Annotated in this window: 21 protein-coding genes; 7 read left to right on the top strand and 14 right to left on the bottom strand. The window is 39.1% G+C overall.

From position 1 onward, the window contains the following. Nucleotides 1-25: 25 nt before the first annotated feature. The 5 genes from ACOQO5_RS05910 to ACOQO5_RS05930 form a co-directional block, all read right to left on the bottom strand. Entirely contained in the window at nucleotides 26-730 is a 705-nt protein-coding gene (locus tag ACOQO5_RS05910; protein WP_420580764.1) for a DUF5677 domain-containing protein, read from the bottom strand. A gap of 6 nt (nucleotides 731-736) precedes the next feature. Beyond that, nucleotides 737-3871 (bottom strand): cytochrome c biogenesis protein CcsA, encoded by a 3135-nt coding sequence (gene ccsA / locus ACOQO5_RS05915; RefSeq protein WP_420580765.1) that lies wholly within the window; start codon nucleotides 3869-3871, stop codon nucleotides 737-739. A gap of 23 nt (nucleotides 3872-3894) precedes the next feature. Next, complete coding sequence (nrfA, locus tag ACOQO5_RS05920) at nucleotides 3895-5406, bottom strand: ammonia-forming cytochrome c nitrite reductase (RefSeq protein ID WP_420580766.1); 1512 nt, start codon at nucleotides 5404-5406, stop codon at nucleotides 3895-3897. A 6-nt stretch (nucleotides 5407-5412) separates the two neighbouring features. Beyond that, nucleotides 5413-6000, bottom strand: a complete 588-nt coding sequence (nrfH, locus tag ACOQO5_RS05925; protein ID WP_420580767.1) for a cytochrome c nitrite reductase small subunit — start codon at nucleotides 5998-6000, stop codon at nucleotides 5413-5415. Between the two features lie 91 nt (nucleotides 6001-6091). Continuing rightward, the gene (locus tag ACOQO5_RS05930; protein WP_420580768.1) at nucleotides 6092-6976 is read right to left on the bottom strand and encodes a DMT family transporter; all 885 of its coding nucleotides are present in this window, start codon (nucleotides 6974-6976) and stop codon (nucleotides 6092-6094) included. Nucleotides 6977-7389: 413 nt separating this feature from the next. Here ACOQO5_RS05930 and ACOQO5_RS05935 point away from each other — a divergent pair, with 413 nt between their 5' ends. The 5 genes from ACOQO5_RS05935 (at nucleotide 7390) to ACOQO5_RS05955 (ending at nucleotide 12967) form a co-directional block, all read left to right on the top strand. Further along, nucleotides 7390-8811: a sensor histidine kinase gene (locus tag ACOQO5_RS05935; protein ID WP_420580769.1), complete on the top strand. Its 1422-nt coding sequence runs from the start codon at nucleotides 7390-7392 to the stop codon at nucleotides 8809-8811. A 25-nt stretch (nucleotides 8812-8836) separates the two neighbouring features. After that, a complete protein-coding gene (locus ACOQO5_RS05940) occupies nucleotides 8837-10210 on the top strand; it encodes a TlpA family protein disulfide reductase (protein WP_420580770.1) in 1374 nt (457 codons plus the stop codon). A 213-nt stretch (nucleotides 10211-10423) separates the two neighbouring features. Then, nucleotides 10424-11554 carry a carboxypeptidase-like regulatory domain-containing protein gene (locus ACOQO5_RS05945; RefSeq protein WP_420580771.1) on the top strand — a complete coding sequence of 377 codons (1131 nt, stop codon included), beginning with the start codon at nucleotides 10424-10426 and terminating at the stop codon, nucleotides 11552-11554. Between the two features lie 112 nt (nucleotides 11555-11666). Next, on the top strand, nucleotides 11667-12101 hold the full coding sequence (locus ACOQO5_RS05950; protein ID WP_420579690.1) for a transposase: 435 nt from the start codon (nucleotides 11667-11669) through the stop codon (nucleotides 12099-12101). Between the two features lie 23 nt (nucleotides 12102-12124). Further along, a complete protein-coding gene (locus ACOQO5_RS05955) occupies nucleotides 12125-12967 on the top strand; it encodes an IS3 family transposase (protein ID WP_420579689.1) in 843 nt (280 codons plus the stop codon). A gap of 57 nt (nucleotides 12968-13024) precedes the next feature. On the opposite strand, the gene dnaN is transcribed toward ACOQO5_RS05955, so the two are convergent. From dnaN to ACOQO5_RS06000, 9 genes are all read right to left on the bottom strand, one after another. After that, complete coding sequence (gene dnaN, locus ACOQO5_RS05960) at nucleotides 13025-14152, bottom strand: DNA polymerase III subunit beta (protein ID WP_420580772.1); 1128 nt, start codon at nucleotides 14150-14152, stop codon at nucleotides 13025-13027. A 141-nt stretch (nucleotides 14153-14293) separates the two neighbouring features. After that, nucleotides 14294-16681 (bottom strand): heavy metal translocating P-type ATPase, encoded by a 2388-nt coding sequence (locus tag ACOQO5_RS05965; protein ID WP_420580773.1) that lies wholly within the window; start codon nucleotides 16679-16681, stop codon nucleotides 14294-14296. Nucleotides 16682-16761: 80 nt separating this feature from the next. Beyond that, nucleotides 16762-17334, bottom strand: a complete 573-nt coding sequence (locus ACOQO5_RS05970; protein WP_420580774.1) for a helix-turn-helix domain-containing protein — start codon at nucleotides 17332-17334, stop codon at nucleotides 16762-16764. A 15-nt stretch (nucleotides 17335-17349) separates the two neighbouring features. Further along, nucleotides 17350-18288 (bottom strand): hypothetical protein, encoded by a 939-nt coding sequence (locus ACOQO5_RS05975; protein ID WP_420580775.1) that lies wholly within the window; start codon nucleotides 18286-18288, stop codon nucleotides 17350-17352. A 7-nt stretch (nucleotides 18289-18295) separates the two neighbouring features. Further along, nucleotides 18296-19981: a gliding motility-associated ABC transporter substrate-binding protein GldG gene (gene gldG / locus ACOQO5_RS05980; protein WP_420580776.1), complete on the bottom strand. Its 1686-nt coding sequence runs from the start codon at nucleotides 19979-19981 to the stop codon at nucleotides 18296-18298. Continuing rightward, the gene (gldF, locus tag ACOQO5_RS05985) at nucleotides 19975-20703 is read right to left on the bottom strand and encodes a gliding motility-associated ABC transporter permease subunit GldF (RefSeq protein ID WP_420580777.1); all 729 of its coding nucleotides are present in this window, start codon (nucleotides 20701-20703) and stop codon (nucleotides 19975-19977) included. Before gldF ends, gldG begins: the two co-directional genes overlap by 7 nt. Next, nucleotides 20704-21621, bottom strand: coding sequence for a gliding motility-associated ABC transporter ATP-binding subunit GldA (gldA, locus tag ACOQO5_RS05990; RefSeq protein WP_420580778.1), 918 nt, complete (start codon nucleotides 21619-21621; stop codon nucleotides 20704-20706). It lies immediately after the preceding gene. 24 nt (nucleotides 21622-21645) lie between these two features. Beyond that, nucleotides 21646-22365 carry an SDR family oxidoreductase gene (locus ACOQO5_RS05995; protein WP_420580779.1) on the bottom strand — a complete coding sequence of 240 codons (720 nt, stop codon included), beginning with the start codon at nucleotides 22363-22365 and terminating at the stop codon, nucleotides 21646-21648. Between the two features lie 7 nt (nucleotides 22366-22372). Further along, the gene (locus ACOQO5_RS06000; protein WP_420580780.1) at nucleotides 22373-23197 is read right to left on the bottom strand and encodes a purine-nucleoside phosphorylase; all 825 of its coding nucleotides are present in this window, start codon (nucleotides 23195-23197) and stop codon (nucleotides 22373-22375) included. 237 nt (nucleotides 23198-23434) lie between these two features. On the opposite strand from ACOQO5_RS06000, the gene ACOQO5_RS06005 reads away from it, so the two are divergent. Both ACOQO5_RS06005 and ACOQO5_RS06010 read left to right on the top strand, forming a co-directional pair. Further along, nucleotides 23435-23800 carry an STAS/SEC14 domain-containing protein gene (locus tag ACOQO5_RS06005; RefSeq protein WP_420580781.1) on the top strand — a complete coding sequence of 122 codons (366 nt, stop codon included), beginning with the start codon at nucleotides 23435-23437 and terminating at the stop codon, nucleotides 23798-23800. Nucleotides 23801-23810: 10 nt separating this feature from the next. After that, nucleotides 23811-24839 (top strand): SUMF1/EgtB/PvdO family nonheme iron enzyme, encoded by a 1029-nt coding sequence (locus ACOQO5_RS06010; RefSeq protein ID WP_420580782.1) that lies wholly within the window; start codon nucleotides 23811-23813, stop codon nucleotides 24837-24839. The last annotated feature ends 15 nt before the right edge of the window (nucleotides 24840-24854 follow it).

The raw sequence follows: 24854 nt of genomic DNA on the forward strand, positions 1-24854 counted from the left end.
AGTTGGAAACGAGGATGAATGAAAATCAAATTGAGTTTAAAATATCTGAGCAATCCAAATTTGTCTTCTGTTCTATTATTTTAATGGTATCCCTCAAATATGTAACTGTTAGTGACATTACTAATTCTAATTGGCGAAACTCTTCTCGAACCTTATGCTTAAGAACTACGGTATTTGTTTTTAATTTTTCAATGTGTTTTTGCTCAATTATGGTAATTCTATTGTGAGCAAAAGCGCACAATTCATTATAGGTGGTTCTGTGAAGCCAAAGAAGTTCAAGCTTTTTGAATTTCTCCTTTATACTATCTACTCTAAATTCAGATTCCTCAAAATCTATTCTTTCATTTATACATTCCGTCAATGTATTTAATTGTTGAATTAGTTTTACCCTATCCTTTTCATCGACTCGATTCCAATCAAGAATCGAATTAATGACATTTTTATGTTCTTTATATGCTTTTAATATTAGAGAATTAGCAAACCTAACATCCAACGACAAGAGTCTGAAGTCAACATATGTTTCCAAGAAACTTCTTGCCAGAACAGGGAGGCCATTATAGCGTTTATTCTTGAATAAAAAGTTTATATCATCAGCTAAATCGTGTAATGATATAAAGTATGCATATAATAAAATTTCATGCTCAGAACTGTTTTTCGGAATTTTGTCAACTAGCGAATCAGTAAGTTTCAGTAATTTGTTTAACGATATTTGCGAATCGGAAAGACTCATAACCATCTAAACTTTCTGGTACCTCCTCTTAGCAAAATAAGCCCAAAGACAAATCCCTAGAATTATGGCTACGGTGTAGTAGACAAAAGTGGGAATGGGAAGTGGATCGCCTTTTGCGTAGGAGTGCAGACCTGACAGGTAGTAGTTCACACCGAAAGAAGTCATGATGATCGAGAAAAACGCAATGACACTGGCCGTGTTGAAGACATAAGTATCATTCAATTTTGGAATCAGACGTAAGTGAAGCACTGTCGCATAGACGATAACAGAAATCAGCGCCCAGGTTTCTTTTGGATCCCAACCCCAATAACGGCCCCAGGATTCGTTGGCCCAAACACCCCCTAAGAAGGTACCGATGGCCAGCAAGAACAAACCAATAGTCATCGACATCTCATTGATGTAAGTCATCTCTTTGATGCTAATATCAATTTTTACGTTTTGCTTCTTGTCCACGATCATGAAGATCAAAGTCATCAGTCCAAGTAAGGCAGAAAGTCCAAGTGGTGCATAACTGCTCACGATGATAGCCACATGAATTTTGAGCCAGTATGATTTCAGTACGGGTACCAGATTAGTAATCTCAGGATTCAACCAATCAAGGAAGGCTACAAATAACAGCGTACCAGAAAACAGTGCACCGAGCGGCACCACGAAATTTGATTTCTTGTAAAAGATAAAGGCGAAGAACAACAAGCCCCATCCTACCAGGATGATCATTTCGTAACCATTACTCCAAGGTGCATGTCCTGAAGCATACCAACGAAGTCCCAAGTTGAAAGTCAAAGCCAGAAACTGAATAAACACCAATCCAGCCAGCACTTTGCTGGCGATGTTGATGGATTTTGATTCTGATTTGAAAATTTTCAATATAGCCGCAGCAAGCAATGCTATTCCAGATAACCATAAGTAGCCAAACAAATGATTGAATAGCTTCAGTTTGTTGTATAGCAACTCGGCTTTGATGATGCTCTCTTCAGGCATCACATCCGCTCCTTTGATATCCTGATACTTTTTGATGTACCCCAACACTTCATCCGCTTTGGACCAGTCCTTTTCTCGAACTGACTCCATGATGCTCTGATAGTACATAGGCAAGATTCGTCTAACGAAGGTAGAATCTTCCCCAGAGAAGGTTTGACCTTCGAAGTTGCCCGTGTACCAGGTATTGGCTGGGTCTCCTTCTTTTGGAAATAGTTTGAGGTAATTACCAGTCAATCCCTGAAAATATACATTAAACCTTTCGTCTACTTTGATCAGCTCTTTGTCAAAAGCATTTTGCACGGCTGGTTTTTTTCGACTAGCCACGTCCACCATATCCGTCAAGAGATAGTTGCCTTCTTTATCCAAGAAGTCGATAAATGAGTAGTACTTATCTTCACGCTCCCCTATCACTTCTCTGATTTCCTTACCTCCGTCAGGGTCTACTTTGATGATCGGCACTTGCTGCCATACCAATGGGTTGACATGCATCATTAAGAATACCTGATCACTATTGAGTTTGGACGTGTAGTCTCCATCACTCACCGTGAAAGTAGATTTTCCATGCACCTTTCTCAAAAATTCAGAACCCAAGGTATTGATCGGCTTGATACGACCGTCCATGTCCTGCACCATCAATTCACCATAGTTGGAAGCGTGGTCCTTGTTGACTTCATTGGTCAATAGGGATTGAGCATAGTTGAATTTGCTATGGCCTTCTTGCGCTTGAGTCGTAAAACCGCAAAGCACAAGCACAACACCCACCACTGCCTTTTTTGCTTTCAAAGCATTAAGTTTCTTGTTGATCGTCTGGAAACGAGAATACTTTCCAAACAAAGTAAGTAGCATACCTAAACTCATCAAAGTATAACCTAAGTAAGTAATCATCGTTCCCCAATAATCTTGATTCACGGAAAGGACTGTTCCTAATGCATCTGTATCATAGGATGCCTGAAAGAAACGGTAACCTTTATGATCTAATACATTATTCATGTAAATGCGATAAGGAAATGAGGTTTCTTCATCGATAACAGTCACCTCACTGGCAAAAGACGACGGGCTTGTCGACCCTGGATATCTATCGAGTTGAAAATCTCTCAACTCAATAGAAAATGGAATTTCTATTGGCTTAGGACCATAGCTGATGTCCACATGATATTCTCCTACTTCCAAATGCTGTTTCTCACTAAAATTACCATCAAAGGAACTTAATAAAATTTCCTGAGACCGATCATCTGATTTGATTTTTACAAAAAGCAAATCATCCAGCATCTTGCCTTTCTCCTGATCTTTGGCCGGCAAATAAACAATAGAGCTTTTTTCATACACCTCAGGGATCACGAATTGGGTATTCTCCCCTCTATACAGTGCTCTGGTTTGCAATGGCATCAACGAATCAGCCGGTAAGGTACCGGCACTTTGAGTGGCCATCACCATAAAGTTCATTTCGAAAGGTGACTGGATATAAAGCTCCTCTCCTTTGCTGAAAATATTGATGGCACCATCTACTGGTCGGTCGAAAGTAACAGGGTAGTTATTGATTAACAAGGCCCCTCCGGAAGCCAAAAACAGATTTTCTCTACCTTCTCCTGAAGTGGTCACTAGCTTCAAAACCGTTGTCCCATTCTCTGCTTCAATTACCTGCTGCTCTGCCTGAGGCACGAAGGCTTTGGGTTCGATTTCTATCTCATTGTTGGCACCCATATTCACCACTAAATTTGGCTGCTTGAACACAGAAAGGTTCAGTTTCTTTTCAAAACTTTCGACATCATCGCCCTTTTTCACATCAATCATCAGATACCGATCCTGTGAAACAATCTTATTGGTAGAGTCTCCTTCACGGATATGCATCAGCCCTTCGAAGCTGGCGTATCGAGTAACGAACGCACCAATCAAAATCACTATGAAAGCAACATGAAAAGTGAAGATGGCCAATTTCTCTTTGCGATACAGTTTGTATCGCCAGATATTGCCCAGAAAGTTTACGGCCAATAATACCATGATGGCTTCAAACCACCAGGCTTTGTAGATGATAGACAAAACGGCCTGAGTGCCGAAGTCATTCTCTAAGAAAGTGGCGTATGCCATTGTAAATGCATAAGCAACAAGTAGCACTGTTGTCAACTTATTTGAAAACAGTGGTTTCAAAAATTTCAATACCATTATATCAGATTCCTCTCCTCAACTCAATCGTTTAGTGAAACTGTCTCAACACCCATATTGTCTTCTCGCTGCTTGGCTTCTTCAAGCCACTGAGGAATGATGGTTTCTTTGAAATTTTCTTTCTCCTTTTCCAATGCTTCCATATCCAACCCTATGTACTCCTGTGCTTTCGCTTTAGTAGAAATGTCTGGCATATCTACTATTTCATTGTAGCCCATAGAAGAGAGCAGTCGAGCCAACTTCAATCGCCCATTTTGAGCAATGTGTATGGCGGAAGCTACGATACGGCTGACCTCTACTGGTGCATGAAATGATCCACCATGAGAAGCAATCGCATAATCCCAACGCCACTGCGCATGACGAATATCCATTAGGATTTCCTCCATGTTTTCTTGTGTAGCGCCAAGCTCCCAAGCCTTGCCAGCTTCTACGTGCAAAAGTACTAACTGTTGTTCTAGCACCTCCACATTGGATTTTATTTTTTTCTGTCTTTCATATACATCACCTATCAAATCAGATTTATCTTGTCTGTGACATACTTGACATGAATTCGTTACATTGTCCAAAGGAGAACGTATGTGATGATCGGTAAACTTCTGTCCGCCTTCTGTTTTGTAAGGCATGTGGCAGTCTGCACAAGAAACTCCTCGCTTCGCATGCACGCCTGTTTTGTACAACTCATACCCAGGGTGCTGAGCTTTGAGCATCGGTGCCTTACTAATGGTATGTGTCCAATCCGCAAAATCCATGTCGTCATAATATTGCTCTGCAGCTTCTACTGTCATGCCATTTTTCCAAGGAAACACTAAATAGGGCACTCCCTCTTTTCCAGGTTTTTTCTTATCAAAATAATATTCCACATGACACTGTGCACAAACCAAAGAGCGCATCTCCTGATAGGAAGCCTTATTAATATCTTTTCCTTGTGCTTCGAAGGCTTCTATCAAAGCTGGGCGTGTAATCCTCAAACTCATAGTTTTTGGATTGTGACAATCTGCGCAGCCTATGGCATTGTTAACTTCAGCTCCTTTATCATACCACTTGCCTTTATAAAACTCATCTATCCCCATTTCATTCATCAATCTTGGGATATCCGGGCTTTTACATGTCCAGCAGGTCGCCGGCATCGGCCCCATACCTGGTTCGGTTGGGCCTCCAGTCCGAAGCGTATTCTGAATATCCTCCACCGCATAATAATGTCCGCGAGGCGCGTTATAATCTTTAGAAAAACCATACCCTGCCCAGAGCACCACAAGGTTTGGATCCTTCTCCAACATATCTGTCATGTTATTTCCATTTTGATAACTAACAAACGAAGTGTCAGCTGTTTGCAGGAAGGATTGATACTGGCGAGGAAAATTCTCTCCCCACACGGCATTACGTGGTTCATTATCACCTATAGCCACTTGCGGAGCATAGGCAAATTTTGATTCTGCCTTTCTGTTCATGATGCTGTTTGCCAACATACTTAACAAGAAAGCAACTACAGCTGTAGCTGCAAATAATAACCAGAGACGTTTTTTCGGTTTAGACATAGTCGATTATTTTTTCAATTGATCTTTGATCCAAGATGGTATAAATTCTTTTTGCTGTTGTTTGATGGACAATGGTTCTACATTCAACTCCACAGAGGACAGGCTTTTCACTCTTCCATGCGGCGTATCTCGATGACATTCCCAGCACTTTCTTCCAAATCTACTCTCCTCATGACTAGCTACCCAATCCGTCATTTTAGCATCAGTCACTTGGTTTGCATGACACCTAATACAATTGTTCTGTACCACATGTTCACTCGGCTTTCTCATAGTGATAGCCTGAGGTTCAGCTCTAAGTGTATAAACCGAAGCATGATAAAGTCCATCCTTGGCTTTAAAATAATATTTATTCAAAATATTATCATGAGGTACATGACAATCATTGCAGGTAGCTACATTTCTATGCGCACTATGATTCCAGGTCACATACTCTGTGGTCATAACATGACAGTTGATACAAGTAGCCGGATCGTCAGACAAATACGAAACCGCTTTTGACAAGTGAAGTACATAAAATCCCAGACCGACAATCATTCCGACTAAAACCGTTACTGGTAATAGCCATTCGTCTGGTGGCAATAGTTTTCGGAGCATTTAGGCTTTGTGGTAATTTAGAACACCTAAATATACAACCAAATTTCAAAAAGTACAGAACTCTTTTGATGACAAAATCACTTTTAATTATTTAATCTTTTTTGGTGACGAAAAATACACCGACAAGCACCAAAACTGTTCCCATCCATTGTGCCCAGTGCATCGTTTCACCTAAAAAATATCCGGCTAAAAGAATGGTCGAAATAGGCCCAAAACTTGCTACAATTGCAAAACTTGGGGCTCCGATCATTTTGATAGAATAAGAGACCAAATAAGATGGGATAACTGTAGAAAGCACGGCCATGGCAAATCCCAATCCATACACTTCTTTTGGATAGTGCAACAAATCAAAATCCCCCACTATCCCATAGTGTATCAAAACACAGAGACACGAAATAATCATGGCGTAAGAAGTGAAAACGGTTGCTCCGATTTTTGGAATTAGCCATCCACTTCCTGCAATATAAGAGGCGTAAGTAATTGCACTTAATAGAACTAACCCTCCTCCAACGAACAAACTTTTTCCTTCCAATGAAAACTCAAGTGAGAAAGCCATTACTACACCAACATAGGTTAAAACAATCGCGAGCACTTGACGGCTTGTGATAGCTTTTTTGAAAAACAATTTAGAAATAAGCAAAACAATCGTCGGGTAGACAAAGAGTATAATCCTCTCTAAGCTGGCCTTGATATATTGTAACCCTAAAAAATCAAAAAGACTCGCGAGATAATACCCTACAACACCAAGTCCAATTATCCATAAGTAAATCCTGACTTCCATCACTTGAGGATTTTTAGGCCGCCTAATAAAAGCTATCACTAAGTATAAAGGAAGTGCAAATAGCATTCGAAAAAGCAAAAGAGTCACAGCATCAATATCGTACTGATAGGCCAGTTTTACCATCACTGCTTTGGCTGAAAAAAGCACGACGCCTAGCAAAGCGAGTACGACTCCAAAAAATCTTGATTTATGCATTTTGAAAAGGTTGGACATAGATCAGCGAATCTATCATTTTTGCGCATTTTCAGTAAGGTTTAAGAAATAAAAAAATAAAATACTTTTTTCTTTCTGATAGTCAGAGAGTTATAGCAAATTCATTCAAGCACAGTTTAAAGTTTTTTTTGATTTTTTGGCTGGTATATTCTTTTGATATACATTAGGCTTGAGAAAGAAAGGTTTGAATTAATAAATGCGAAATGTACATCCACCTGTACCAGTTTCGCAGAGTAGCATTTATGGAAATACAAAGTACTGTGAGTGCTCTGCTCGGTATGTTAATACTAGGGAGCGGGGTATACTCAATTTATCAAGGCACATGGAGCCGAAGATTTAAGCAGCGCATACCACCTAACAAAAAATTACTTCAGGAAAATAAAAACCTGAGGTTTATGCTTAGGCAAGCACAGCAAGAAGTAAAAATCGGCAGTTGGGAATGGAATACCCGAACCAATGAAGTTTATTGGTCAGATGAGATGTATACCATTTTTGATCTTCCTAAAGATCAAGGTCCTGACATAGATCTTCTTCGAAAGCAGATATTCGAAGATGACCGATCGATGTTTGATCAGTCTATGAGAGATCACTTAGACGGTCGAGTATCGAGAAGGATGGAATATCGTATTCGAACACAATCTGGCGATATCAAATACATAGCTGCTACCGGCAGAGCCATCTTCGACAAGGACAAAAAACCAAATAGTCTTTTCGGTACCGCGCAAGATATAACTACCCAAAAAGAAATATCAAAATCGCTATTTCAAGAGAAGAAAAAGTATCACCTGCTGGCAGACAGTTTGCCGGTTGCCATTTTTAGGTCTAACGTCAAAGGTGAACTTCTTTTTGTAAATCAAGCCATGGTTGATATGTTCGGTTTTGAGTCCGAAGAAGAACTCCTCAGACAAAATTGCTTCGCACTTTATGCCAACCCAGTCGATAGGGAGGAACTCTTGGATGAGCTTAATGAAAGCGGAAAGCTCACGGATTATCAAATGACTTTCCAGCGCAATGATGGCACGACATTCATTGGAGAACAAAATTCACTTATTGAAGGGAACGAATTACATGGGATTGTTCAAGACATTACGGAACGTGTAGAAAGTGAAAAAGAAAAATCAAACTTGATTGAAACTCTCAAAGGTCAAAACAAAGATTTGGAAGAGTTTGCCTTCATAATCTCTCACAATCTAAGAAGCCCGTTGTCCAATATGATGGGACTCACTAAAATTTTTGACAAGTCTTCAGTAACATCTGACAACCTCGAGATTCTAAATCTTATCGAACAGAGTACCGTGAATTTAGATCAAATTATAAAAGATCTGAATCAGACGCTAACTGTAAGAGAAGGGCAGAAAAAACTGAGAGAAGTCATCGACCTCTACCCTGTTGCCCATGACATATTGGTAAATTTCAAAGGGGTAATAGAAGACAATGATGTTCAAATCGAATTTGATATCATGCCAGACGCTCAACTCAAATCTGTTCATGATTTCATCAAAAACATCTTGTCTTATTTAGTTGACAATGCCATTAAATTTAGGAGATCTGGGGTTCAACCTAAAGTAAAAATTAGTTTTAAAGAAACTTCGGACAGCTATATACTCTCTGTCTGTGACAATGGCATAGGCATAGACCTCGAAGCTGATGAAAACAGACTGTTCCTGATCTATGAAAAACTAGATGGAAAAATGGATGGTAGAGGCTTAGGTTTGTACTTGGTTAAGAATCATGTCAATGCACTTAACGGTAAAATTGAAGTAGAAAGCACACCTAACCAAGGCTCTAAGTTTATCGTTGAGCTTCCTAAAGAATAAATACATTGCTCAAAACAACAAACTCATGAAGTTTACACTCAAGAAATTCAATTCATTTTTTTTATTAGCATGGCTACTTACTACTGCTTGTGAGTCAACTCAAGACAAAGATTACGTCCTTATTTCAGGTTCCATCACCAATACTGAAAGCTCCTACATCACAGTAAAAAATGACAATTATTCCTACGATATTGACCTTAATGAAGATGGGAGCTTTTCCGATACACTCCGATTAGGGCGAGGGTTTTACCTTTTCTATTCCGGCAGAGAAAGAACTAACATCTACTTAGACCAGGGGTTTGATATAGACCTCTCCGTAGACCAACCTATGTTTGATGAAACATTATCATTTAATGGAGAAGGAAAAGGAACCAATATCAATAATTACCTGGCAAGTAAAGCTCGTTTAGATGAAGAGCTGACGGTTGATTTTCAAACACTCTTTTCCAAAGACGAATCAGATTTTATCACAACCTTAGAAGCTTGGGATTCAAAAATGAAAGAGCAACTTGAATCTTCTAAAATCCAAGACCAAGGTTTCATTGAATTAGAAAAGAGAAACCTTTCTTATGAGTATCAGACACAATTCATCAATTATGAATATTATCACCAATTCGCTACCAAAGACTTTGACTTCAAGGCATCAGCAGATTTTAAAAAGTACTTAACAGAAATTGACACAAATAATGAAAGTGATTTCAATAGCTTAAGAAGTTACAAGAGCTTATTGAAGAATTATTTCGGTTCGATGATTAGACAGGGTCAAATCAGTGAGGCATTTGGAGCCATAAAAAACATCAACTCCTCAACAATTCAGCAAGGCTTATTGCCGGGTTTTGTTTATGATGTAGAAGCGGGCAATGAGAATGCAGAAGCTATATACAACGGTATTGTTTCGATAAGCACTGACAGTGCAACCATTGCTAAACTGACCGAAAAAATTGAAAAAATAAGAAATTTAGAAGTAGGCATGCCTTCTCCTTCATTTACTTATCAGAGCGTTGAAGGAGAAACCGTTAGTCTGAAAGATTTGAGAGGAAAATACTTGTATATTGATGTATGGGCCACTTGGTGCGGACCTTGTCTTAGAGAAATACCTGCTTTGAAACAATTGGAGAATGATTATCACAACGAAGCCATTGAATTCGTAAGCATTTCCATTGATGAGAAAAAAGATTTCGAAAAATGGCAAAACATGGTAGCTGACAAAGAACTGAAAGGCATACAATTGTTTGCAGATAGTGATTGGAAATCTGAATTTGTTAAAGCATATGCTATAGATGGAATTCCAAGATTTATCATCATCGATCCAGAGGGTAATATTATTGACCCAAATGCGCCAAGACCTTCAGATCCGCAGACACGAACGATCTTTAATAATCTCACCGTAAAATCCTAAATATTTCACTATTTGATGATTTTATGGAATTATAATCACATGATATAAGTACAATTTCGACGAATGCCAGCTTTACTCCTGACCAACATTTACTAGAAATAATATTATTTTAACTAAATTGCATAATCCATTTACCAGCTAACGGATTGGTATTATTCTAATAATCAGCTACGAGAGAATATAAACTATTAGACACTAAAGAATACTATAACCATGAAGCGATTGGTATTAATATCCGTAATGCTACTGATAGCATTCGGGTCTCAAGCCAACCTTCCTAACCTCGAAGATGGGACTTCCTTGAAAGTTTCAGGAATTGTGATTGATCAATCGACTAATCAACCGTTGGCTTTCGCGAATATCATATATAACCACACTGGAACAACTACTAATCTCCAGGGAGAATTCGTGTTCCAAATCAATTACCATAGAGCGGAGAATATGCTCTTCATCAAGTTTATTGGCTATGAGACAGCAGCTATTCCATTGGATGTAGACAATACCAATTTATCTATAGTGCTAACACCGAAGACTGAGATGCTTGAAGAAGTGGTAGTAGTAACGGCAGATCAGGTATTGAAAGACGTAAACAACTATCATCAAATTAACTACGAATATTCAGATCAACTACTCTCTTCCTATTACAAGGAAACACTAAGTACTAACAAGGATTGCATCTATTTGGCAGAAGGTATTTTTGACATCTACTACCCTACCATTTATAGCAAAGAAAAGCCAACGATACATGCAAGGAAAACCAGAAAGAAAACGTTTGCTCTCCTTGATACTTTAGAAATGCCCTTAATCAATGGACATGCCACGGATATGATTGATGGCATCACTAGAAGGACTGACAGTTTTATAAAAAAAGAAAAACTAGATCATTACAACTTCACTAAAAAAGGATTGACATGGTATGATGGCAAAGAAGTGTTCCAAATCAATTTTGAACCAAAATCTAAAAAAGCCGATTGTAGAGGAATTATATATGTAGACTCTGAATCGAAAGCAGTTATTCGAACAGAATACCAACCACTTTTAGAAGGACAAAATTTTTGGAAAAAAGTAAAATGGACAGAGGAATACAAAGAAGTAAATGGAAGCTGGTATATCCATCGAGTGTCTTATCTCGGGCAATGGGATCAGCACGGAGAAGCTGTAACATTCGAAGCCTTGCTGGTAGTAACAGATTTTGAAACCATTACTGTGAAACCAGAACTATCAAAAGCATTAACGGAAAATGACATCTTTTTCCATCAGGCTTCGTCTTTTACAGAAAACTTCTGGGAAGACTTTAATTACATCAAGTTAAACGAAAAAGAAAAATTAGCATTAGGCAATTAACTTGCCTTATTTTCGGATTATAAAAAAAGTCCCGCTCCCGATAGCTATCGAGACGGGACTTTTTAGTTTCTTATGTCTCGTCCTGAAATAGCGTTACACAAAAAACGACGTCATGAACGAACTCACAGAGAACAAGTATGTTAAAAGAACACAGAAGGACTACAGCTACGCTTTTAAATTGTCAGTTGTGTCAGAAGTTGAAAGCGGAGAGTTAGGTATAAAAGCCGCCGCTCGCAAGTATGGTATTCAGTCACACTCTACAGTTACCAATTGGCTTCGGAAATACGGTAACTTTGATTGGGTCAATAAATCAACACTTCGGATGCCAAAATCTAAAGACCAAAAACTATACGAACTCGAACAGAAAGTACGGCTGTTGGAAAAACAGAAAAAAGAGCTTGAACAGCAGGTTGAAAACGCAGATAAGAAAGCTATTTTCTTTGATATGATGATCGACATAGCCGAAGAAGAATTCAAACTCCCTATCAGAAAAAAGTCTTTACCCCAACAGTTGATCGATTCAAGGTTGAACAAAAAGAAGGGGTAACCCAGATCTGTAGACTGTTGGGGATGAATAGGCAAATCTATTACCGCTCTATCAGAAGGAGTAAACAAAAGCAAGAAATAGCCACCAAGGTAGTAATCATGGTTGAAAAGGTGCGTATGAAAATGCCTCGTATCGGTACCAGAAAGTTGTATCATTTACTTTATGACCAACTTCAGCCGCTGGGAGTTGGAAGAGACAGGCTATTTGCTATTATGAAAGCAAATCACCTCCAAATAGCACCTAAGAGACAATATCATATTACTACTGACTCACATCATCGATTTAGAAAACATAAAAACCTTATTGATGGGCTTTCCATACAAAGGCCTGAGCAAGTATGGGTATCGGATATCACCTACATTGGAACACGGAAAAACCCGATGTATTTATCGCTGGTCACGGATGCTTATTCAAAGCGGATCATGGGCTATGATGTATCGAAAAGCCTAGATGCTTCAGGTGCAATATCAGCCCTTAATATGGCTATTGCCAATCGTATATATCCTGAGCGAATGTTGATCCATCACTCAGACAGAGGGTTGCAGTATTGTTGCGATGCTTATCAGCAGTTGCTTGATGAGGCAGCAATTACTTGTAGTATGACAGAAACCTATGATCCGTATCAAAATGCTATAGCCGAAAGGGTGAATGGGATATTGAAACATGAATTTATCTTAGGGATCACCACATCAGATGTAACACTAATGGACAAACTCATTGAGCAGAGTATTTATATTTACAATCATGATCGGCCTCATTGGAGCTGTTGGATGAATACACCAGCCCTTATGCACCAGCAAGATAAGGTCAAGATCAGAAACTATAGAAACAAAAATAGCATCGAGTTGAAACCCGATGCTATCTAATATTTTATCCTAAAATCTGTAACGCTTATTTAGGACTAGTCATTATTTGCCTAAAATCTACGCTGAGTAATTACTCAACATTACTGGCATTACCAGCATCAACAGATCTTCATTATCATCTTTATCTACTGGGAATAACAAACCAGCTTTGTTAGGCTCTGAAAATTTCATCGAAACTTGAGTAGACTCTATGTTCGCCAGCATTTCAATTAAGAACTTACCGTTGAATCCGATTTCGATATCTGCTCCATTGTGATCACATGACAATCTTTCGTTTGCCTCATTGGAGAAATCTAGATCTTCCGAAGAAATCACCAATTCACTTCCAGTAATTTTCAACCTAACTTGATGTGTGGTTTTGTTGGCATAGATCGCAATACGTTTCAATGACCCCAATAGCTCAGTTCTGTCGATGATCATTTCGTTGTCATTGTTCGCGGGAATTACATTTTCGTAATCAGGGAAACGCTCATCAATCAATCGACATACCATATGAATGCCATCAAACTTAAAGAAGGCATTGGCTACATTGTATTGCACATTGACGTTGGTATTGCTACTAGGCAGAGTAGACTTCAATAAAGTCAAAGCTTTTCTAGGGATAATCATGCTGGCTCCATTATCTGCAGCTATATCCACTCTTCTGTATCTAATCAAACGGTGACCGTCAGTAGCCACGAATGTTGTATTCGTATCAGACAAGTTTAAATAAACACCTGTCATAGCTGGTCTCAATTCATCACTACTAGTTGCCAGAATAGTGTTGTTAATGGCATTACCCAAAACATCTGAAGAGATGTTTACATCATTGCCATCAGATACGTTCGGTACTTTAGGGAAGTCCGTAGCATTCTCACCGGCCAACTTGTACCGACCGTTGTCAGAATTGATTTCGATGCTATAAGTTTCTTCGTCGATACTAAAAGTCACAGGCTGCTCTGGTAGATTTCTAAGCGTCTCCAATAATATTTTCGAAGGAACTGCAATACTACCGTTTTCCTTAGCTTCAACTTCTAATTCAGTGATCATTGAAGTTTGCAAATCAGAAGCAGTAATGGTCAGTTTACCATCATTAATTTCAAACAGGAAGTTTTCCAAAATTGGAACTACCGGATTAGTAGTAATTACGCCATTGATGGCAGATAACTGTTTGAGTAGGTATGAGGAAGAAACTATAAATTTCATTCGCTAGTCTATATTTAAAGTTTGTAGATTCAGATAATTGAATGAGGCAAAGCCACCCCAAGTTTGAGCCAAAGTTAATGATAAAATGCTAATAAAAAACTACCGGCTTTTGTTAGCATTTAAAGCAAACAAAATTTGGTCTCAACCCACTTTCAAAGCCTTCAATCGAAGGGCATTGGTGATCACTGAAAAAGAACTAAAACTCATGGCTAGTGCTGCAATCATTGGTGATAACAACAAACCAAAAAATGGATACAAAACACCTGCTGCCAAAGGCACGCCGATACCATTATAAGCCAAGGCGAAAAACAGATTTTCCTTGATGTTTCGCATCACAGATTCACTCAGCATGCTGGCTTTTACTATTCCGCGTAAATCCCCTTTCACTAAAGTGATCGCCGCACTTTCTATCGCTACATCGGTGCCAGTGCCCATAGCTATACCCACATCTGCTTTGGCCAGCGCAGGAGCATCGTTGATGCCATCACCGGCCATAGCGACCACCTTGCCTTCTTCTTGGAGTGCTGACACACGTTTCATTTTATCTTCGGGAAGACATTCTGCTATGACCTCATCTAAAGCCAATTCATCGGCCACAGCTTTGGCAGTTAAATCATTATCTCCTGTCATCATTATGACATCGATTCCCTTGTCTTTTAATGCGCAAATGGCTTCTCTACTGGTCTTTTTTATTTGATCTGCAATCACAATGGCTCCCACTACTTGGTTATCATACGACATGTATGAAACTGTCTTTCCCATCTTTTGCTGTCTGGCAACCGTTTCTTTTACTTCTCGGGTACGATTCACTTGATGATCAGTCATCAGTTTGTCATTCCCGATCAATACCTCCACGCCATCCACTTTGGCCTTAACTCCTTTGCCAGTTATAGATTCGAATTCGTCAATCGATAGTAAATCAACCTTATTCTTGCGAGCATAACGCACCATAGCTTCTGCCAAAGGATGTTCACTTTGTTGATTGACAGAAGCAACGAGACTTATCAATTTCTTTCTATCAAACTCAAAATCAATTACCTCCTCCACTGATGGCTTTCCTTCTGTGACTGTACCTGTTTTATCAATAATCAATGTATCTACCTGATTCATTTTCTCCAGAGAAGCTGCTTCTTTGATCAGTATACCCCATTCGGCTCCCTTTCCTACACCTACCATCACTGACATGGGCGTAGCCAATCCAAGGGCACATGGACAGGCTATGATCAACACAGCAATGGCATTTACTAACGCATATATCATGGATGGCTCTGGTCCTAATACCAACCAAACAATACATGTGACCACTGAAACTCCCACCACAGCTGGTACAAAATAACTCGAAATCTTATCTGCCAGTTTTTGGATTGGGGCACGACTCCTACTGGCTTGTTTTACCATATCTATGATTTGAGCAAGCAAGGTGTCTTCACCTACTTTTTCAGCCACCATAACGAAGGATTGATTTCCGTTGACAGTACCAGCACTGACTTGGTCGTTCATCATTTTGCGGACTGGCGTAGGTTCACCTGTAATCATTGACTCATCTATCACACTCTCCCCTTTGGTAATTTCTCCATCCACCGGAATTTTATCTCCGGGTTTTACTCTGAGAAGATCTCCTACTCTAATCTGATCCATTGGTATCTCTACTTCCAAACCATTTTCAATTCTAATCGCTTTATTGGGAGCTAACTCAAGTAGCTCCTTCACTGCGCTATTTGTTTTCCTATGTGCACGAGCTTCCAATAATTGTCCCAAGAGCACAAGGGTTAATATAACGGTAGCAGACTCAAAGTACATATGAATGCTCCTTGATGCTGTCCGAAATTCATCTGGAAAAACCTGCGGAAATAGTAATCCGAAGAAACTGAATAACCAAGCCACCCCGGCACCAATACCAATCAAGGTGAACATATTGTACATGCCTGAAATAATGGACGCGTAGGCTCTCTGAAAGAACATCCAAGTCGCATAAAAAACTACTGGGCCTGACAATATCATTTGAACCCAGTTCCAATACTGCACGGGCATCCAATCGAATAAAGGATTGTAAGGCAGCATTTCTGACATGGCAATCGCAAAAATAGGTAGCGTGAAAACCGTAGCCACCTTAAATTTTCTCAATAGATCCAGATACGATTTATCTTCCTGAGCTCCGTCTTCATTCTCTTTTGAAACCTCTGGAACCAAATCCATCCCACACACTGGGCAGTGACCCGATTTTGAGTAAGTCTTATCTCCCTCACAGTGCATGGGACAATAGTAAACCCTAACTTTGCCAATAATGGGCATGGGCGATAATTTCTTTTCCTCTACCTGATGACCCTCGGGATATATTTTGTACGGAGAATCAGCTAAGGTCGCTCCCAAAACCGAAAGAGGTACATGTTCTGACATTTCCAACACTACTAGGCCTTCTTTGAGCCTGACCTCAGCTTTTTTTACTTCTGGGATTTTGATCAAAGTATCTTCAACGTGGGTTTTGCACCCATTACAAGACATGCCGATTACCTGATATGTATGTTTCATGATCAACTTAAATATATGTAAAGGTCGATCATTGCACATAAAGACCTGTTACACAATTACTAGTAAGAATTATATAATTATTAGAGGCTATCTAAAAAATTTCTATGATTCAACTCACGAGATTGCTTGAATACTGAGGGAGTCATACCAGTTACTTTTTTGAATTGAGCGGATAGGTGAGCCACACTACTGTACCCCAACTTAAAGGCGATTTCTTTGGCTGAAAGCTGGTCGTACCTAAGAAGCTCCTTTACCTTCTCTATCTTCTGTTTGATGATATATTGCTCTAGAGTAATACCCGTAACAGAAGAAAAAAGTGCACTTAAATATTGATAATCCTGATCTAATTGCTCAGCTAAAAAATCAGACCATTTCACATTCAGATTAAAATGATCCTGGTGATGTATCTGATCAATAACAGTTGTTTTAACTCGTTCAAGCAATTGTGATTTCTCACTTCCTATGCGTTCAAATCCATTTTGCTCTAAGAGTAAGTCTAATTCAGCCTGTTGCTTCTTTGATAAATTCTTTGAAAGAGTGGCACCTCCCAAAAAGACCGTATCAGGCTCTGCCTTGATTTGTTCAAAAACCTGTAGCACCGCTGAAATACAGCGTGGACAAACCATGTTCTTGATATTGATTGTGATGCTCACAGACGACCGAATAGATTACTCCTTCTTAAATTGATTGGGCTGAGACAACAGTCGCAGCATACGGCCTTCATCTACTACCATCATTTCTTTAGATTGGTTCGTTAGCAAATAGAACCGCTCTCCATCTATTTTGGGGTAGACCTTCAATTGCCGATTGTTTTCCTGATTGATATCTTTCAAAATGATTTGTGCAATCGGGTTTACAAGCATCAAACTATCATAGCGCGGGAAGGCGCCTGCATTTAGATAATCATTTAATTGAAAAAACTCCAATGGCTGCAAATAATTCATCAATGCAGCCGTATCCAGTGAGCTTACTCCTTTCACAGCTAAAAACTTATCTTCAAAAGATATAGTCAAATCGTTGAGTTCTGAAGCGGCATAATCAATAGTCAATTCCTGAATCGTTCGCCAACTGGATGCAAAGAGCACACGATCTCTCCACTGATTGAGGGACAGTTCGAATATTCCCGACAGGTAACTTTTGTATCCTGGAATAGCCACAGTATAGATTTTCGATAAATCTTCGTTACCAAAATAAGCTGTTGTTTTGGCTGCATTTCCTCCTGCGTAAAATTTCTTTTCCGCGCCAGATGAAAATTCGACTGTCACCACTTTACCGTCCTTTTTAAGTTCGTTTTTGAGGGATTCAAAATTTGACTTACTCACTGGGCGTTGAGTCTGAACCGCATTAAGGATACGTTGCGACAAGTAGATCAGCTGAGGATCAACCTTATATTTATTGTTGATAAGCCAATCTTCATTTTTTCGTTGGATCGCAATTTCCTGGCCATCTGATTGGATAACAATACCACTCATCGACGCAGTGTCTGCAACGGTGAAAAGGTTTTTATCTACCGACACAATTCGCTCCTTGTTTCCAGTCCACTTCAGCAGCAAAGAGATCACCAACAATCCTACAAAAACAAAACTAAGTTTCTTGATTTTTGTCATTTCCTTATCACTTAAAGCTGGCGTATTTTTTCTTTCTCCAATATGCTCTTAGCACACCATATGCAATCAACAAAACAATGGGTAGCACCAAATTGATCAGCTGCCATTTCAATTTTTCGTTAGCCACTTTGACTTTATCCAATGGCCGAATGGCAAACGACTTATTCTTAGACACCATCAACCCCTGATCATTAAGCATATAATCCACAGCATTCATCACGAATTCTTTATTGGCGAATTTCATTTGACTATAAGGGCTTAAACCCAATTCCATCGGTGTTCCATCTTTCAAGCTAAATTCGTTGCGTATCATATCTCCGTCTGAACAGATCAAAATGGATGTTTCCTCTCCAGATTCTCTGAATCCACTTTTATTAATTCCTGTCGGTAAAATTCTGTTTTTGTAAATAGAAGTGAATTTTCCCTTGAGTAAATAGGCTACATTCTTAGACCCGTGATTGAATCTTTCTGGGTCAAGATTCTTTCTAAGTTCATTGAAAGCCACTTTTACTGGTGCCTGATTGACCATCGAATACTGGGAAGTTTTCAGCAAGGGAATTTTCTCGATTCCATCGGCCTTTACTGTATCAATAGTAGAAACGAACTTCATAGATACAGCATCCAAATTCTTCACAATCGGATGGTTTCCAAAATTGTTGACCATGGGAAAAAATGGCCACGGCAGCATCCGAATTTGAGCCTGATCACCCATATTGCCAGCGACGATTGGATATTCTCCACAGATTATGTCCTGCACATAATCTCTATTGATTCGAACGCCATATTTAAAGAACATATCATCCAACCCAATTTCATAAGGAAAAGCAAAAGTTCCTTCTCCACTCGCACTATCCATATTCACACGAAGTGCATCCACGAAGAAGAGTGTTTTGCCCCCTTTCATGATATATTGATCAATTTGATACTTTTCGGTTTGAGAAAAAGCAGTAGTTGGCTTTGGAAAAATCAATGCATCATATCGATTCAAATCTTTATCTCCAGTGCTCATATCTACATTAAATACGTCGTACTTTTCCAACAGTGCATTAGTGAGTCCAGCCAAATTCAGACTGTCAGGTTCGCCATGTCCTTGAATTAGTGCTACCGTTTTACGCCGATCATTTGATAGAATACGAATGGCATTGGCCAATTCATATTCCAGCCCTTCAATCGACTGATTCAATCTTTCCTCTGCTGTGGCTGACTGACTGCCCTTCAGTAAAGTAATAGGTACTTCCTGACCATAGTAACTCACAATAGCTCCAGGAAAAATTAGTTTTTCTGTTTTGTTACCGTCTCGTTTATAGGACAGATTAGTCGGTTGAAGCCCACGTTGAATGAGCGAACGAAAATATTCATTACGTGCCTTTTCGTTAAGCGCTGATGATGGGTCTATAAAATCCACTTTCACCAATCCATCCGCATAATAATCGAACTGGCTCAGCGTTTCTTCAATGGCCTTACGTAACCGCTTAAAACCAGCAGGCATTTCACCTTCGAGAAATACTTCGACATAGACTACTTCTTGCAGATCATTTAATAATGCCCTGGTAGCTGGTGTCACAGAATACCTTTTTTCCTCAGTGAGATCCAATCGAGCAGGAAACAATCCAGCCAATTGATTCAATATCACAACGAGCAAGATGCCAATGCCCAATCTCAGTAGACTCTCTATTCGCTTATGGTTTACCATTTTTTAGCGTCCAATTTGAGTTGAGTAAAAAATACCATTAATGCAATTACGCTTATAAAGTAGACTATATCAGCTATATCGATCAGTCCACGGCTCAACGATTCATAGTGAAAAACAAGACTTATTTCTTGTAACAAAAGTGAGGCATCACCCCACACATCAATGGTTGCCAACGAAGACAAGCCAGAATACATTACAAAGCACAAGAAAACCGCCAGAACAAAAGCTACGACCTGATTGTCAGTAAGAGCCGAAGAAAAAATACCGATCGCCACAAAAACTCCACCAAGTAAAACCAAGCCTACATAAGATCCCACCGTACCAGATATATCAAGATTTCCTACAGGATTCCCTAAAGTATAAACTGAATAAAAATAGATCAGTGTAGGAATGACCGAAAGTACAACCAAGGCAAATCCTGCAAAATACTTTCCTAGAATAATTTGCAATGTAGTTAGTGGCTTGGTCATGAGCAGTTCCTCAGTGCCTGTTCTTTTTTCCTCAGAAAAAAATCTCATCGTAATCGCCGGAATCAAAAACATAAACACAAAAGGCCCCAGATTGAACAACGTGCTCATATCCGCATAGCCATATTCCAGAATACTACTCTCCGGAAATACCCACATCAGCAAACCTATGGATGTCAGAAAAACCCCAATCACGATATAAGCAATCAGACTATTCAAAAAACTATTGATCTCTTTAACAAATACCGCCAGCATTTATTTCTCTTTAGTCAGTAAATGAAAAATTTCGTCGAAAGAGCTCTCCTCCTCCTGCAGCCCTACCAGAGGTAGATTTTGCTCTCCAGCCAACCTAAAGACTGCACTTCTAGCCTCTTCACTGCTGGTGACTTGAAGTTGATAGACACCTGGATTCAAACTCTCAACGGCTTTGATTTCTTCAATAGACTCCAACAAGGCGGTGTCTATTTCAGATTTGAACTCTACCCGTAAGTAGGTCTCATCCGTCAATCCTTTTGAAAACTCTTCTATAGGTTTATCTGCTACTAGATGTCCTTTATTAATAACGACTACTCTATCGCAAAGTGCCTCCACTTCCTGCATGATATGAGAAGAAAAAACCACCGTTTTGTCTTTACTCACTTCTTTGATGAGTTTTCGAATTTCTAAGATTTGATTTGGGTCTAAACCCGTAGTAGGCTCATCCAAGATCAATACCTCAGGGTCATGAAGCAGGGCTTGAGCCAATCCAACTCTTTGGCGATAGCCTTTCGAGAGTTGACCTATTTTCTTGTTTTGTTCAAGCGTCAACCCGCACATTTCCACTACGCGTTTAACAGCAGGCTTAATCTCTCCAGATTTCATTTTGTTCACCTTTGCAGAAAAGGCTAAAAACTCATGAATGTACATATCCAAATACAATGGATTGTGCTCTGGCAGGTAACCTGTAATCTGTTTTGCTTTTAGCGGATCTGCACTTACATCAATTCCTCCTATCAAGACTTGGCCATCACTTGCACCTAAATAACCAGTTGCTATTTTCATGGTGGTAGATTTTCCCGCTCCGTTGGGGCCTAAAAAGCCTAGAATTTCTCCCTTCCGAGCTTCAAAAGATATTCCATTCACAGCCTTTTGCTGGCCATAGATTTTAGTAAGATTTTGTACTTCTATCGACAAAGGAAATGCAGTTTTGAATTCAACTTATTTCGATGGTTTCGGACGCAAGGGTCTGACTTCGAAATCAACAGGCAGAAAGTTTGGATGAGTTTCCAAACAATGCACTACGCTACTGGCCACATCTTCTGGCCGCATCATATTGTCATTCGCCGTTACGGCATCAATATCATCAAAGAAATTGGTATTGACACTGCCAGGATAGATGCACGTTACTTTGATACCAAAGTCTCTCAATTCCATAAACATAGAATGAGAGATACCAGTTACGGCATGTTTTGTCCCTGCATACCCTACCATACCTTTTACAGGATTTTTGCCGGCTATAGATCCAATATTAATAATATGTCCCCGATCCAATTCTTTCATTTTTGGAATAACTGCATTGGAGGCAAAAAAGATTCCATGGACATTGATGTCAAACATTTGTTTCCATTGCTCAAATGGCATTTCGTCCATATTGCCATAATGTCCAATACCAGCATTATTGACTAAAATATCAATATCCTCACCCAACATCTCTGTGGTTTGATTATAAGCATGAGCCACGCTTTCCGGATCACTCACGTCTACCGAAATGAATAGATAATTTGGATCGGTGAAATCATTGTCCGTTCTACTCCATCCAGCCACTTTCACTCCTTTGCTCAATAGCAGTTTTACAATCTCGAGCCCGATACCTTTACTCGCACCGGTCACAATAGCCACTCTTCCTTCCAAACTCAAATTATTATGTATTACTTTCAATTTTTTTTTAAATTTTATCTTCAGCTATTACTTTCTCTATCAGCAGAGTCAAATAGGGCTCAGCTTTCATAGCAGCAGCGATTACCTCTTCTACGGATATTTTCTGTATATGGCCGGGATAACACAAATCTGTTAACACTGAAACAGCAAAAACAGGAATATCCATTTGTCTGGCCACTATATTCTCAGGAACAGTAGACATACCTACCGCATCTGCACCAATGACTCTAAGCATATGATATTCAGCCCTGGTTTCTAAATTTGGTCCATTTACTCCTACATAAACGCCTTGATGCAACTTTATATTCTCTTGATCACCAATTCTCATGGCAGTATCAATCATTTCCTGATCGTAAGGCTCGCTCATATCAGGAAACCGAACACCCATTTCGTCCAAGTTTTTTCCAGTCAGTGGATTTTCAGTTTGCAAGTTAATATGGTCATTGATCACCATCAAGTCGCTCTTTTTGTAATCAGGGTTCAAAGCTCCAGAAGCATTAGAAATTACGAGTTTTTTAATTCCTAGTAATTTCATCACTCGGACAGGAAAAGTCACCTCCTTCATGGTATAGCCTTCATAAAAATGAAATCTACCTTTCATGACGACGACTTTTTTATCACCTAGTCGGCCAAATATCAGTTTACCTGAATGTGACTCAACCGTTGATAATGGAAAATGAGGAATGTCCTCATAATTAATTTCCGCTTCTATCTTGACATCATTAACCAAGGCTCCTAATCCGGTACCTAATATAATTCCATAATCTGGCTCGAAACTCGTAAAGTTCTTAATGAACCCAGTGGCCTCTTTTATATATTCAAAATAACTCATGTAGATATTTGTAAGCGACCGCTAAGATAGCGTGGTACATTGAAAAAATGGTCGAAAAATTTAGATTGTCCGAATGTGATATTTCTGGATTTTACTGATAATACATATTACGATCCTAAGAAATTATTTTCATCAACTACGATTGCAATTTAAGTTCGTCGAATAGCTCCTCTTTCTTTGGTTGATTTCTAAATTAATTCATGTATTTTTAAACGCAGCAATCATCAAAATTTACTTATGATTAATCTGAGTCTTAACAAAGATCAGGGCTATGTAATTATATCAGTTACAGGTCCCATCTCGGTTTTTGATATGGAAAATCTGACCGAAGAAGTAGATCATTATATTGAAGAGTTTGGAAAACTATCTGGCTTGATTATTAAGGCCAATAAATTCCCTGGCTGGGACAATTTAGATAGTTTTTTTCATCACATCAAATTCATCAAAGATCATCACAAGGTAATCGACAAAGTAGGTTTTATGACAGAGGATAATTTAATTTCTTCTTTTCCCGGATTAGCCAATCATTTTGTAAAAGCAGAATTGAAACAGTTTGATTTTGGGCATATGGATGAAGCTGTAGAATGGATTTGCAGTAAATAAATACTTAATATTGAAATCAACAAAATTACGATTAGTTCTATCAGCACTAGGACTTTTTCTTTTTGCAGAATCTGGTTATGGACAAGCAAAAAAGCATCCAACAGCTAGTTCTCCGGGTCCCGTATCTTCTATCACCGATCGAGAAATCTATACATACAATAGAGTGTATGAAATAGATCATTTGTTTCTAGATGAAGCCAATGATTTTTCTGAACAATCGATTTTTTACAATGGATTTTACGATCCCTGGAAGGCTAAAGAAAATAAAAGCAATATCCTATATTACCAAGATTACATTGTACCTCCACATACGATTCCACTATTTAAAAAAACGTATATCGACGCCTCTGAAGTAGCCAACATTCATTATCAAGAATTTCTTCATTTTGTGGAACGAGATTCTGGCCAAGCGATACATGATGCCTACTTACCTGTGTTGGATGAAAAGTACATGGAGGATTATTATAACAACCCTGAATTTTACTTTTTCCCAGTTATAGGAATTAACCCCGAGAGCGCTAAAACTTTTTGTGATTGGCGTGCTCAGAATCTCAACGAAGGGCTGCAGATTTTCTTAGAACAAGAAAGTAAATACAAGAGATATAAATATGTGGGTCGCTTACCTTCCGAACACGAATGGAAACGGGCTGCCGGTCATAGTTCAAAGGAGATTGAAGATCGCACCTATGAAATCAACAAAAAAGGTATGGAATTCCTCCAAAACGATGTCGTTGCCATGGGATTTGCCGATGAAAAAATTTTGAATGCGACAACGGTTTATGGATATAATGTAAATCTGGATCACGGTACCGAATTTGCATTAAGGAAAGAGATTCCTTTTTATATATATGGATTTGAACCAAAAGGAACTGGGGCTTATAACCTCTATGGAAATGTCAAAGAAATCGTCCGTGAAGGATACGCCATTGGTGGCAGTTATAAAACTGGGGATTCCCATTCTGAATTATTTGAGCACACCAAAGAGTTCGATTACCAAACGGATATTGGGTTTAGATGCGTAACCAAGATCATTCGCTGATTGAGAGAAATACAC

This window comes from Reichenbachiella sp., assembly GCF_965223055.1.
Taxonomy (GTDB): Bacteria; Bacteroidota; Bacteroidia; order Cytophagales; family Cyclobacteriaceae; genus Reichenbachiella.

What these genes read in the sequence shown, in the direction of transcription:
- ACOQO5_RS05935 (WP_420580769.1), top strand. Translation starts at nt 7,390, where the DNA reads ATGCTTAGGCAAGCACAGCAAGAAGTAAAAATCGGCAGTTGGGAATGG.
- ccsA (WP_420580765.1), bottom strand. Translation starts at nt 3,871, where the DNA reads ATGGTATTGAAATTTTTGAAACCACTGTTTTCAAATAAGTTGACAACA.
- nrfH (WP_420580767.1), bottom strand. Translation starts at nt 6,000, where the DNA reads ATGCTCCGAAAACTATTGCCACCAGACGAATGGCTATTACCAGTAACG.
- ACOQO5_RS05930 (WP_420580768.1), bottom strand. Translation starts at nt 6,976, where the DNA reads ATGCATAAATCAAGATTTTTTGGAGTCGTACTCGCTTTGCTAGGCGTC.
- ACOQO5_RS05950 (WP_420579690.1), top strand. Translation starts at nt 11,667, where the DNA reads ATGAACGAACTCACAGAGAACAAGTATGTTAAAAGAACACAGAAGGAC.
- ACOQO5_RS05955 (WP_420579689.1), top strand. Translation starts at nt 12,125, where the DNA reads ATGAATAGGCAAATCTATTACCGCTCTATCAGAAGGAGTAAACAAAAG.
- ACOQO5_RS05975 (WP_420580775.1), bottom strand. Translation starts at nt 18,288, where the DNA reads ATGACAAAAATCAAGAAACTTAGTTTTGTTTTTGTAGGATTGTTGGTG.
- ACOQO5_RS06005 (WP_420580781.1), top strand. Translation starts at nt 23,435, where the DNA reads ATGATTAATCTGAGTCTTAACAAAGATCAGGGCTATGTAATTATATCA.
- gldG (WP_420580776.1), bottom strand. Translation starts at nt 19,981, where the DNA reads ATGGTAAACCATAAGCGAATAGAGAGTCTACTGAGATTGGGCATTGGC.
- ACOQO5_RS05945 (WP_420580771.1), top strand. Translation starts at nt 10,424, where the DNA reads ATGAAGCGATTGGTATTAATATCCGTAATGCTACTGATAGCATTCGGG.
- ACOQO5_RS05940 (WP_420580770.1), top strand. Translation starts at nt 8,837, where the DNA reads ATGAAGTTTACACTCAAGAAATTCAATTCATTTTTTTTATTAGCATGG.
- nrfA (WP_420580766.1), bottom strand. Translation starts at nt 5,406, where the DNA reads ATGTCTAAACCGAAAAAACGTCTCTGGTTATTATTTGCAGCTACAGCT.
- ACOQO5_RS05910 (WP_420580764.1), bottom strand. Translation starts at nt 730, where the DNA reads ATGAGTCTTTCCGATTCGCAAATATCGTTAAACAAATTACTGAAACTT.
- ACOQO5_RS06000 (WP_420580780.1), bottom strand. Translation starts at nt 23,197, where the DNA reads ATGAGTTATTTTGAATATATAAAAGAGGCCACTGGGTTCATTAAGAAC.
- ACOQO5_RS05965 (WP_420580773.1), bottom strand. Translation starts at nt 16,681, where the DNA reads ATGAAACATACATATCAGGTAATCGGCATGTCTTGTAATGGGTGCAAA.
- dnaN (WP_420580772.1), bottom strand. Translation starts at nt 14,152, where the DNA reads ATGAAATTTATAGTTTCTTCCTCATACCTACTCAAACAGTTATCTGCC.
- gldF (WP_420580777.1), bottom strand. Translation starts at nt 20,703, where the DNA reads ATGCTGGCGGTATTTGTTAAAGAGATCAATAGTTTTTTGAATAGTCTG.